This window comes from Mesorhizobium sp. ESP7-2 (assembly GCF_020164715.1).
GTDB lineage: Bacteria > Pseudomonadota > Alphaproteobacteria > Rhizobiales > Rhizobiaceae > Mesorhizobium.
In genome coordinates this window covers 18281-29039 of record NZ_JAIUGQ010000056.1, presented here as the reverse complement: position 1 = coordinate 29039, position 10759 = coordinate 18281, and the positions used below count along the sequence as shown (strand labels likewise).

The 10759-nt window shown below is 59.0% G+C and carries 12 protein-coding genes; 7 read left to right on the top strand and 5 right to left on the bottom strand.

All coding sequences use genetic code 11. The features are described 5' to 3' along the window. On the top strand, nt 1-1097 hold a 1097-nt coding region (locus tag LB543_RS31110), incomplete at its 5' end, for a site-specific integrase (protein WP_318013023.1). A gap of 44 nt (nt 1098-1141) precedes the next feature. Here LB543_RS31110 and LB543_RS31105 read toward each other — a convergent pair. The 3 genes from LB543_RS31105 to LB543_RS31095 form a co-directional block, all read right to left on the bottom strand. Then, nucleotides 1142-1660 (bottom strand): RES family NAD+ phosphorylase, encoded by a 519-nt coding sequence (locus LB543_RS31105; RefSeq protein WP_224616964.1) that lies wholly within the window; start codon nt 1658-1660, stop codon nt 1142-1144. Continuing rightward, on the bottom strand, nt 1657-2046 hold the full coding sequence (locus LB543_RS31100; RefSeq protein ID WP_411908802.1) for an antitoxin Xre/MbcA/ParS toxin-binding domain-containing protein: 390 nt from the start codon (nt 2044-2046) through the stop codon (nt 1657-1659). Before LB543_RS31100 ends, LB543_RS31105 begins: the two co-directional genes overlap by 4 nt. 254 nt (nt 2047-2300) lie before the next feature. After that, complete coding sequence (locus LB543_RS31095; RefSeq protein ID WP_224616972.1) at nt 2301-2771, bottom strand: hypothetical protein; 471 nt, start codon at nt 2769-2771, stop codon at nt 2301-2303. Here LB543_RS31095 and LB543_RS31090 point away from each other — a divergent pair. From LB543_RS31090 to LB543_RS31070, 5 genes are all read left to right on the top strand, one after another. Beyond that, nucleotides 2760-3854, top strand: a complete 1095-nt coding sequence (locus tag LB543_RS31090) for a hypothetical protein (protein ID WP_224616963.1) — start codon at nt 2760-2762, stop codon at nt 3852-3854. The genes LB543_RS31095 and LB543_RS31090 overlap by 12 nt on opposite strands. Before the next feature lie 617 nt (nt 3855-4471). Next, nucleotides 4472-5680 carry a plasmid partitioning protein RepA gene (gene repA, locus LB543_RS31085; protein ID WP_224616968.1) on the top strand — a complete coding sequence of 403 codons (1209 nt, stop codon included), beginning with the start codon at nt 4472-4474 and terminating at the stop codon, nt 5678-5680. Between the two features lie 71 nt (nt 5681-5751). Beyond that, the gene (gene repB, locus LB543_RS31080) at nt 5752-6738 is read left to right on the top strand and encodes a plasmid partitioning protein RepB (protein ID WP_224616961.1); all 987 of its coding nucleotides are present in this window, start codon (nt 5752-5754) and stop codon (nt 6736-6738) included. 153 nt (nt 6739-6891) lie between these two features. Then, the gene (gene repC, locus LB543_RS31075; protein ID WP_224616960.1) at nt 6892-8097 is read left to right on the top strand and encodes a plasmid replication protein RepC; all 1206 of its coding nucleotides are present in this window, start codon (nt 6892-6894) and stop codon (nt 8095-8097) included. 340 nt (nt 8098-8437) lie between these two features. Further along, nucleotides 8438-8650, top strand: a complete 213-nt coding sequence (locus LB543_RS31070; protein WP_224615929.1) for a cold-shock protein — start codon at nt 8438-8440, stop codon at nt 8648-8650. Between the two features lie 135 nt (nt 8651-8785). Here the strand turns inward: LB543_RS31070 and LB543_RS31065 are convergent, their stop codons facing one another. Together LB543_RS31065 and LB543_RS31060 are read right to left on the bottom strand one after the other, a co-directional pair. Beyond that, nucleotides 8786-9250, bottom strand: a complete 465-nt coding sequence (locus LB543_RS31065) for a MucR family transcriptional regulator (RefSeq protein WP_224616958.1) — start codon at nt 9248-9250, stop codon at nt 8786-8788. Nucleotides 9251-9527: 277 nt separating this feature from the next. Continuing rightward, nucleotides 9528-10115 (bottom strand): DUF309 domain-containing protein, encoded by a 588-nt coding sequence (locus tag LB543_RS31060; RefSeq protein WP_224616956.1) that lies wholly within the window; start codon nt 10113-10115, stop codon nt 9528-9530. A 221-nt stretch (nt 10116-10336) separates the two neighbouring features. On the opposite strand from LB543_RS31060, the gene LB543_RS31055 reads away from it, so the two are divergent. Next, nucleotides 10337-10657, top strand: coding sequence for a DUF982 domain-containing protein (locus tag LB543_RS31055; RefSeq protein ID WP_224616954.1), 321 nt, complete (start codon nt 10337-10339; stop codon nt 10655-10657). Nucleotides 10658-10759 lie beyond the last annotated feature (102 nt).

The following is a 10759-nucleotide window of genomic DNA, read 5'->3' as shown; positions in this document are numbered from 1 at the left end:
AACCGGACGCTCACCGTTCGGAGTTCGGAAAGCCAAATCGTTGGCTTTCCGCCGGCGATGCCGACCACACCTCACCCCCTCCCCGTCCGGTCGTCTCGACCGAGCGCCGGCCGGCGCATCTCGACGCACTGGCCGATCGCGCGCGCGATTACGTCGAGGCGGCGAGCTCGGCCAATACGCGCCGCGCCTATGCCTCCGACTGGAAGCATTTTTGTGCCTGGTGCCGTCGGCAGTCTTTTGACCCATTGCCGCCGGATCCGCAGATCGTTGGCCTCTACATCACCGCCTGTGCATCCGGAAAGGTGACAGGAGACAAGAAACCGAACTCGGTAGCCACGATCGAGCGACGCCTGTCTTCCCTAAGCTGGAATTGCACGCAGCGCGGCCAACTGCTGGACAGAAAAGACCGCCACATCGCCACCGTCATGGCCGGCATCCGCAACACCCACGCAGCCCCGCCCCGCCAGAAGGAGGCGGTGTTGCCCGAGGATCTCATCGTCATGCTGGAAACGCTCGACCGCGGCACCCTGCGCGGCCTGCGGGACCGGGCAATGCTGCTCTTGGGTTTCGCCGGCGGCCTGCGTCGCTCGGAGGTCGTCGGCCTCGACTGCGGCCGCGACCAGACCGAGGATTCTTCCGGCTGGATCGAAATCCTCGACAAGGGCATGCTGTTGCGGCTGCGCGGCAAGACCGGCTGGCGAGAGGTCGAAGTTGGGCGCGGCTCGTCCGATGCGACCTGCCCGGTCGTTGCGCTGGAGACCTGGCTCAAGCTTGCGCGCATCGCCCACGGTCCGCTTTTTCGTCGGGTGACAGGGCAAGGCAAGAGAGTCGGAGCCGACCGGCTCAACGACCAGGAGGTCGCCCGCCTGGTCAAACGCACCGCGCTGGCGGCCGGCGTGCGTGGCGATTTGCCCGAAGGCGAACGCGGTCAAAAATTTGCCGGGCATTCGCTGCGCGCCGGCCTCGCCTCCTCGGCCGAGGTCGACGAACGCTATGTGCAAAAGCAGCTTGGCCATGCCTCGGCTGAAATGACTCGCCGCTATCAGCGCAGACGCGATCGCTTCCGTGTCAATCTCACCAAGGCGAGCGGACTATAGGCCGGGCACGCCCCTCCCCTGCCCTTCGGATGCCGAGAAGTGCGTTATCGCCAGGATAGCTGGTCCTTCGGCAACCGGCCGCTTGGGTCGAATACGGTTACCTTGTGCGGCAGACCCGGACCCCAGTCCCAAAGGACCAGGTTACGATCCTCCATCTCGGCGCTCGGCGCGAAACTTGGGACCACAATGCCGGCAATACTCCGAGGCCGCAGCCGGTCGTAGACGGACCAGGACGCCGGGCGCTCTCCGTCGCTAAGCGCCGTCGCCCAGGCGCAGGCCATGTCCTCGAGCGCGATAGAAAATTCTCCCCTCGCCTCGTCCGTTGTCAGATCCACGATGTCATCGCAGTCGATCTCATAGGAACACAGCACGCAAGGATCGATCCGGTGCGCGAACCCCTGGTTGGCTTCCTTGACCGCTGTCATGATGGTCAGCGCCAAATAGAGCGCCGGCACGCCTTTGGGATTAAATCGCGCACCTCTGATCGCCGCCCCTTCGCCGGAAGTCGGCTTGAATGCCCAACGTGGATCGTGTGCCCGGTAGCAGGTTCCAACGAACCTCAAGCGAAACCACCAACAGCCATGTGATCGAGATAATCACGGACCGCAGCGGCCTTGCCTTCCTTCACCAGCGCTTCAGCAGTGCGTCCGCCAAATGCTGGAAGCGGCTGAGCTCGATACCAAGCCATCGCCTGCTCCTTGCCGCCCGCCCAATCCGTCACACGACTGATGATCTCAAGCATTTCCCGCAGACGCCCCTGTGTCTTAACCGTAGCGCTGCGCTCTGAGCGATAAAGGGTCTCGCGAGCAAGACCGGCGGTCTGGGCCAACTGGCCCTTGGACATGCCAAAACCGTCCGCGACCTGCTCGATCGCAATCTTCCCGTTCCGGTCCATATAGGACAAGATGAGAGGTCCATTCTGCTCGGGGATCTTGAGTGCATGGGCCACAGAATTCATCCTACCATATTGAGAGTCATATTTCTTGTGCAAAAGATATGGCAGTTCTCGGCACCTTTCAAGCCCAGGACCGAACCATTCAAGCTGCTGCCACCGCCCTAGCACGCACGCGGATCAAGCTGACCGTGCGCGCTTATGTCGAAGCAGCGAGTTCGGCAAACACCCGTCGCGCCTATGCCGCCAACTGGAAGCATTTTTTGAGCCCGGCGCCGGCGTCAGCCTCGGAAAGATCCCCCTCCTGGCCACTACGCGGCGAGCGGATAGCTCTCGCCGGCCCAGGCAGAGAACTTGGCGGCAAAGGCCTTGAGGTCGTCAATCGCGATGTGGTGCGCGATTGCGAACTCGACTTGCTGGGCCAGCGGGACCTCGCCGAGAAAGGCGCTGATATGACCGGGGTGCTGCTTGGCCAGATCGATATCAGCAAGGCAATGCGCCAGCGCCGCGTCGTCCAGTTGATCACTGTAGGGTGCGTTCACCGTCGTCAGGACTGAGCCTAAATGCTTGCTCATAGTGCGCGTAAAATAGTCATTTCCGGCTTGTCGCACAAGCTGCCGCCCCTCTTCCGCACCATCGGCGATCCGGGACGTCAGCGTTGTTCTCGTGACCCAAATCGGCCAGGATCGCCCTCCAAGATCGCCGACGACGACGCACGGCGTTCCCTTGACGAGAAAAGCGCGGATTTCCCACCCGGCCGGAGCCCGAGAATGACTGAGCAAAAACCCGCCCGCCTGCCCGACGCCGCTTCCGTCGAAACCGTGCTCGCAGCTTTAGAGCCGCAGTCGGCCGACGTCGAACTCGCCCCTGCCCTGAACAAGGCCTTTCCGGGCTTCGTCTTCACCGTCGCGACCATCGACGATCCCTACTGGTGCAACCCTCACGACGTTGTCGCTGCCGACGGCACCCGCCTCGGTGACCATCGCGCCTGGGTCGAGTATGAACTGGCCGAAGTCGGCAGTGACCTCAACGCCTTCTGGAATCGGCATCGCCAGAGCGGGGAAAAATTCGCCGAATGGCGCGGTACCACGGCCTTCGCCTTTGCCCCGACCGGTCCCGGCGTCGCCGACTTCGTGCAGATCTCGCTCGGCCGCGAGATTGAGGTTCTGGCCGGCGCGGCGGTCGATCCCGACTATCGTCCCCGCAATGTCGACGATCTGTTCGAGCCGACCTGGGTTCAGCGCGGTTCCGAGGTCGAGACACAACAGCTCGCAGGGCCAGTCTACCGGCTGCGTGGCCGTTCCGGCGGCGGCATCGTCCACATGCGCAGTTTTTTGGCCCGCAGGACGCGCATCGAACGCGAACTGCGCGAGGCGCAGCGGCCCGAGCTGGAAAACCGTGTCATCCGCGAGGTCAGGCCAGACGGCACGCTCGACACCGCGTTTTTCGATGCCAATCCCGACTGGTTCGATTTCGTGCCGCGCGAAAACCGGTTTTTTGCGGACTGGGAACGATCAAGTGCGGCGGCCAACCGTATCTTTGCGCACTGGGCCTTCGACATCCACGACCTCGAGGATCGCGACCGGCGCGAGATCGGTTTTATCCCGCGGCCGCTCAAAATGCCGACTGAGCGGCTGCTCGCCGACGAAGGCGTCTCCGTACACCGGCTGATGGAGCGGATCGAGGCGATCGACACCGAAATCGGTCTGCCTTTCGCCTGGTTCTTTCTGATGACCCACGGCCACTGGGTCGATCCAAATGTCGGTCGCGCCATCGCCGACGGCCTGCGCACGGGCCGGGTGCGGCTACCTGACCAGGACGCCGCCATTCTGCTCGCCTGGGCGGACAAACCGTATCTGTTTTGAGCAAGCACCATGAGCCTGCGGCTCTCGAACCTGCGTCAGACGCAAAACTGCTGCGCGCCGAGGGAACCATCTTCGGGGGGTCTGGGCGATGAACGCCGGCACACTTTCGTCTGGTGAGCGAACTCGACACCATTATTCCGTTCTCACACTTGGCGTTTATCGTGAATGCGAAGGGCTGATGAGCGCCGCCCTCTCCTCCGACGAGGTATCAGCTGGAAACACTTAGTTTAGCTTCTTCAAGGGAGACGAAAGATGACATGGCCGCTTTGCAATGTCGGGTCAGCGCGGTCGAGTTTAATCTGCAGATATTCGTCAGAAGCTCAATGTCGTGATCACTTGCCATGCGCCGGTGCGGGTCGCCTAAGGAATCCGAAAGGAATTTGGGCGGGACGCTTGGGTAAGCAGGATTTGTGCTTGGGAAAAGCAGGATTTGTCCGCAGACAAAATCGCCGAATTGTGTAGCATATTCAGTTGCATGAATCACATCGTGTGATCCTCTCCCGAGACCATTAAGCTTTTGTTAACTTTAAATTTCTTGCCCGGGCGAACGAATCGGACATAATGACGGTTGCTTGGCGCTTTTACGTCAAAAATCGTTTTTAGAGAGTCTCGATCGAATGAACGTGAGTTCGCCCGTTCCTACGAAAATCCCGCTGCTGTTCGAGAAGAGTATCCTCGATCAGGGCGACCAGATATCGAAGAAGTTGCACCTGCTTTCGATGCAGCGCTTCCCTCCCCACGCAAAGAAAAATCTTCGTTCGTTCTCGCTGGCGGAGGTTGCCACGTATCTGGGGGTTTCCCAGAGCCATCTGAAGAAGCTGCATCTGGAAGGAAAGGGGCCGGTGCCGGAAACCTCGACGTCGGGCAGACGCTCGTACACTGCTGAACAGATGCTTGAGCTGCGCCAGTATCTCGACCAGTACGGTCGGTCTGACGCCCGCATGTATGTTCCCCATCGGCGGCCGAGCGAGAAGCTTCAGATTTTAGCTGTGGTTAATTTCAAGGGGGGGAGTGGGAAGACCACTACCGCTGCCCACCTCGCCCAATACCTTGCGCTTACCGGGCACCGTGTCCTAGCTGTCGATCTCGATCCGCAAGCGTCGCTTTCTTCGTTGCATGGGTTCCAACCTGAACTCGACCAGACGAAATCGCTTTACGACGCGATTCGTTATGACGGCGAGAGGGTGCCTCTCTCGGAGATCATCAAGCCGACGAATTTCCCGGGCTTGGACATCGTCCCAGCGAACCTAGAGTTGCAGGAATTCGAATACGACACGCCTCTGGCAATGACGGACAAGTCGTCGAATGTGGGCAGGGCGTTTTTCACGCGCATCTCGAAGGCATTGATGGAGGTCGACGATCGCTACGATGTCATAGTTATCGATTGTCCGCCGCAGCTTGGCTACCTGACGATCGCCGCACTGACAGCGGCGACCTCAGTGTTGATCACGATCCATCCACAGATGCTCGATGTTATGAGCATGGGCCAGTTTCTGCTGATGCTCGGGAACATCCTGGAGCCGATCAGGGCGGCCGGTGCGGAGGTGAATCTGGAGTGGTATCGCTATCTTGTTACTCGATTCGAACCCACGGATCAGCCGCAAGCGCAGATGGTGGCGTTCCTGCATACGCTGTTCGGCGAATTCATTCTCAAGAACCAGATGCTGAAATCAACGGCGATTTCCGATGCGGGGATTACCAAGCAGACCCTCTACGAAGTCGAAAAGAATGCAATGACCCGTTCCACATACGAGCGGGCAATGGAAGCCTTGGACGTCGTAAACGGCGAAATCGTAGCTTTAATTCATGAGGCATGGGGGCGTTGACTTTGTCTGCTGACAAAAGTGGACTTTTGCCAAATGTATTCAATGGACTACGCGCTATCTGGAGGTAAAATATGGCACGTAAGAATCTTCTTGCAGGCCTCGTAGAAGCGGGGACCGACGACCGGGCGTCATCGGCCTCCGCTGCGGCATATCCGATCCGCGGCGCGTCAAAATCCATGATCCGCTCTGTCAACGAATTGGCAAAGCAAGCGGATGCGTATCTTGAGGGCGAGCATGTCGTCGAACTCGACCCAAGCGCAGTCGACGGTTCGTTCGTTTCTGACCGCATGGGCGACGACGAGGAACAATATCAAGAGCTGCTGGAAGCGATTCGGGAGAGGGGGCAGGATTCTCCCATACTTGTCCGTCCGCATCCGAGCTCAGACGGCCGCTACATGATCGTCTTTGGCCATCGCAGGGTCCGAGTCGCCCGCGAGTTGGGACGGAAGGTGAGGGCGGTCGTCAAGGAGATCGACGATAAGACCCATGTAATTGCCCAGGGACAGGAGAATTCCGCTCGGGCAAATCTCAGTTTCATCGAGAAGGCGATGTTCGCAAAGCGCCTTGAGGATTTGGGGTACGACAGAGATGTGATCTCGTCAGCATTGACCTCGAACGCCGCTGCGGTCTCGAAGATGGTATCAGTTGTCACAAGAATTCCGACATCTGTGATCGGCAAGATTGGATCAGCTACGTCTATAGGCCGCGAGCGGTGGGTTGAGCTGTCTCTGCTCGCCGGCAAGAAATCTGAAGTGGTTAATGCAATCTTGTCCGAACCAGAATTCGGTGAGCTGGAGAGCAACGAACGCTTCGACAGGCTGCTAGTAGCCTTGAATGCGAAGGGGAAGCCGGTTCGCAAGGCAGCCGTGAGGTCCCAAGCACAGTCGTGGGTCCCCGAGGACAAATCAGTTAGCGTCAGCGTCAAGAAAGCAGGCAAGGCCATCACGATCGCCGTGAAGGAGATGGACGGCAGCCGCTTTGGGACGTGGATATCCGATAATCTGAGCAACCTTTATGAGGCGTTCAGAAAGTCGGAGAAGACATCAACAGGAGACTGAAACCGCAAAAGAAAAAGGCCCCCGAACGTCACCGTCGCGGAAGCCCTTCTCGTCTGTCGCAAGCTGAGAATCGCATTTCCCCGAATCACTGTCAAGAGTCGTGGCGCCGTTTTGGTGAGCAGAATTCTTTTGCCTGATCGAGGGTGAAAGAAAATGGAGACGGGTATTGCAACGACGCCCTTTGGGCGGCGACCGATGTCGCTTGCCATGTTGGCAGCGCAAAACGAGTCACGTGAGATTCCCAAGGGCAGGGTCGTCGACAAGTGGCAGATCTACCGCAACCTCTGCGAAGGCAAGAGCATCGTCGGCATCGGCGATCGTGCTCTGGCCGTCCTGAATGCGTTGCTATCGTTCTATCCTGACAGTGAGTTGAGTGAGGAAAACGACCTCATCGTCTTTCCTTCGAACGCTCAGCTGTCCCTCAGGGCACACGGGATGCCTGATGCCACGCTCAGGCGGCACCTGGCGGCTCTTGTGGACTGCGGGCTGATCATCCGTCGGGATAGCCCGAACGGCAAGCGTTACGCCCGCAAGGGCAGAGGAGGGGAGATCGAGGAAGCATTTGGCTTCTCCCTGGCGCCGCTGCTGGCCCGGGCTTACGAGTTCGAGGCAGCAGCCGAGCGTGTTCGCGCCGACAACAGGGCGCTCAGGCTTATGAGGGAGCGGATCACCTTGCACCGCCGCGACATCCACAAGCTGATAGAGGCGGCTCTTGACGAAGACGTCCCTGGCGACTGGGGAGGCCTGTGGAAGCGCTTCCGCGGCGTTGTGGAGGCAATTCCGCGCCGAGCTTGCATTGCCGAGCTCGAGCCGATTGTCGCGGATCTTGCGGCATTGTACGAGGAAGTGACTAAGCTGCTCGACAATCATATGAAATCCACGAATTCGGGCGGCAATGACTCTCAAAACGAGCGGCAGCAATCTGATTCAAATACCGACTCTATTTTTGAATTTGAACCTGCTTTAGAGAAAAGCGGGGCGCCGGCCGAGCCAAGGACGAGAACCGCAGAGCCCCTGAAAGCCTTTCCGCTTGGGCTTGTGCTGAAAGCCTGCCCGGAAATTGTGGACTATGCCGTCGACGGGATCAGCAACTGGCGCGATCTCATGATCACCGCCGCCCAGGTGCGGGGTTACCTTGGTGTCTCGCCATCTGCATATGAGGAGGCCTGCCATGCGATGGGCCAGGAAACCGCTGCGATCGTGATTGCCTGTATCCTGCAACGTGCTCAGCACATCAATTCCGCCGGGGGCTATCTGCGCGTGCTGACTGACAAGGCCAGGGCGGGGGCGTTTTCGGTCGGGCCGATGCTGATGGCGGCACTGAAGGCGAATGGCGTAACGGCGAGGATGGCAGGATGACGACCGCCAATTCCACAGCCGGTTCAACCTAATATGGCTTCGCAGGATCGAGAGGCTGGCGGCCCCTTTGTTGGTTGGACAATGTCCAGGCGATCAATTTCATGGGACGGGAGAGGAATTCATTGGCCCGAACAGGTCGCATCATGCGGCTACAAACGGTGCCATTGCCTTCGCCACGCCGACAACGAGCGATAGTGGCGCATGCGCAAGCCACCCCACGGCCGATCGAAGCAGGCCTTGCAATTATTCGATTTGCTGCGTTTAACTCGAAGGTCTTGGATTTCAAAAACGGGATGGCCTAACCGCCTGTCCAATTTGCAATAGTACAAAGGAAACGCATATGGCGACTGGAACGGTGAAGTGGTTCAACAGCACCAAGGGATTTGGATTTATTCAGCCCGACAACGGCGGTCAGGATGTTTTCGTCCACGTTTCCGCTGTCGAACGCGCGGGCCTCTCGACTCTGAATGAAGGTCAGAAGATCAACTATGAAATCGAACAGGACCGCCGCACTGGCAAGTCCTCTGCCGGCAGCCTCAGTAAAGCCGGCTAAATTTCTCCTGCGTCCCGGCAAGAGGGGAATGAACGCGAGATAAGGCGGAGTTTGATCTTCCGCCTTTCTTTCAGATTCTGAGCAGATCATGCCGATAGCAGCCGCGCGCTCCCGCACGACCCTAGAGAGATAAAGTCAGGCCGCGACCTTCTTGCTCGCCCGCTTCGCCGGCGCCAGCTTTTCCGGCTCTTTCGGTTTGCGGCCGAGCCCCATGGTCTTAGCCAACGCCGAGCGCGCAGCGGCGTAATTTGGCGCGACCATCGGATAGTCTGCCGGCAGGCCCCATTTGACGCGGTACTCGTCCGGCGTCAGCCCGTAGTGGGTCGACAGATGGCGCTTTAGCGATTTGAACTTCTTTCCATCGTCAAGGCAGATGATGTAGTCCGCCATCACGGACTTTTTGATCGGGACAGCAGGCTTGAGAGCCTGCGGCTGTTCTGCGGAAACGCTGCCGGCCGTTCCTTTCAGCGCCGCATGTACTTGGCCGATCAGGGCGGAGAGGTCCCCCACCGGAACCGGATTGTTCGAGACATAGGCTGAGACGATCTCGGCGGTAAGCTCGATGAAGGCGTCGAGGTTGTGGTCGGCTTCTTCTGTCATGAAATTCTCCGGGTCGTTTGAAAGACAGCAGGCGAAGTCTTGCTATATAGTGATGATTGTGGCTGAAAGCAATAAATGTCTCAGCACCTTAAGTATCGCCATAAGCTATCGCTGATAAGCGTCGGCCCTGGAAATCGTTTCGGCTGCCGCGCGCGCCGGAACCGACGTGCAGCCATGCGGTCTTGAGCTTTGTAACTCCGAAAATAACGTAGCGAAATTCCGCGCTACACGAAAATACGGCCAGTGAATGAAACTTGGCATCTATTCCTGGCGTCTTCTACGGATGACCGTTTCTTCTTTTTTGCGAACCGTTTGGCCTGTCGCCGGAGCTCGGTCCGAGAATGAAGTCAAACACGGGTTGGGGCTGACCGAGCACTGTCACCTGCAAGGCTGCCGGGGTCCGTACCGCGGCTTCTGCGTGGTCGGCGAGCCCTGCGGGCGACATGCCGAGCGAGCGCTCGAAGGTATGATCCGCTGCGTTCAGCCGACGAAGGAGCGCCGCGGCGCGTCCGGCATGACGTATCGCTGCCACGTGCTTGCCTTCGCGGATCTTCACGCCGGCTGCCGATAACAGGATCAATCCCTTGAAGAGCGTCCGAAGCGGAGCGCCTCGGCCTGCAACTTGCCACAGCCCTTCCCACGCCTCATGGGCTTCCCAGTAATAGCCGTGGTTGAAGAGGTCGAGACCCCAGAGGAATATGTCTGAATCCAGCGACGCCTTTGCCGCCAACGGCATGGCTTCGCTGTTGTAGCTATGTCCCGCGGGATCGCGCACGGGATGCGGTTGCCTGCCCGGCAGATACGCATAGGACGGAAAGCTCTTTTCCGGCAGCCAGCGTCGGCGCAACATCGAACCAATAGCCATCAAAGCCGTATAGCACACCGGTGGGAGGACCCAACCTCCGGTATGCAGTGGGTCGCTGCGGGCAGCGGAAAAGTGCAGGCATAGGCTTCCACAAACTGTGCGAGACTGCCCCAAGGCACATTCTCGAAATTGAGCTAGCCAAATCCCACGCCACCAGACATTAACCAGACAGCGTTCATGACCACCGCTTCGATGCTAGCGATCAAGCTTAGCAGTCGGGGATGCAGCCGAATTGTTCGGCTGAGGAAATATGTGCGAGCGAGGCTGTCGCCGCTGGGTTTAGAGGGGGAGGGAGGACCGGCTCGAGCAGATTTGAAAGGCCAGTCGTTGTCCAGATCAGCCGCCACAGCTCGGAGCGTGTCGTGTTCGATATCAATGACGCGTCCAATATCTTGCTACGACATCTCGATCGTCAGACTGAGAAGCGCAAGATAGCGATGGACGCCTGTCTGCGCGTATTGCGTGGAGAGGCTCATCCAACATCCGCTCGGCGTGCTTTCGTCGCTGCCGCGCTCGAAGCAAAGATTTTGCGTGGCGATTGAGAGCTATGACGGCGCTCATGAATTTCGTCCATCTCGGCATCGCCGTCGGAGATACTTTATGTGTGGGGCACCCGGTCCTGCCGAACTGGCAATGTCGGCATT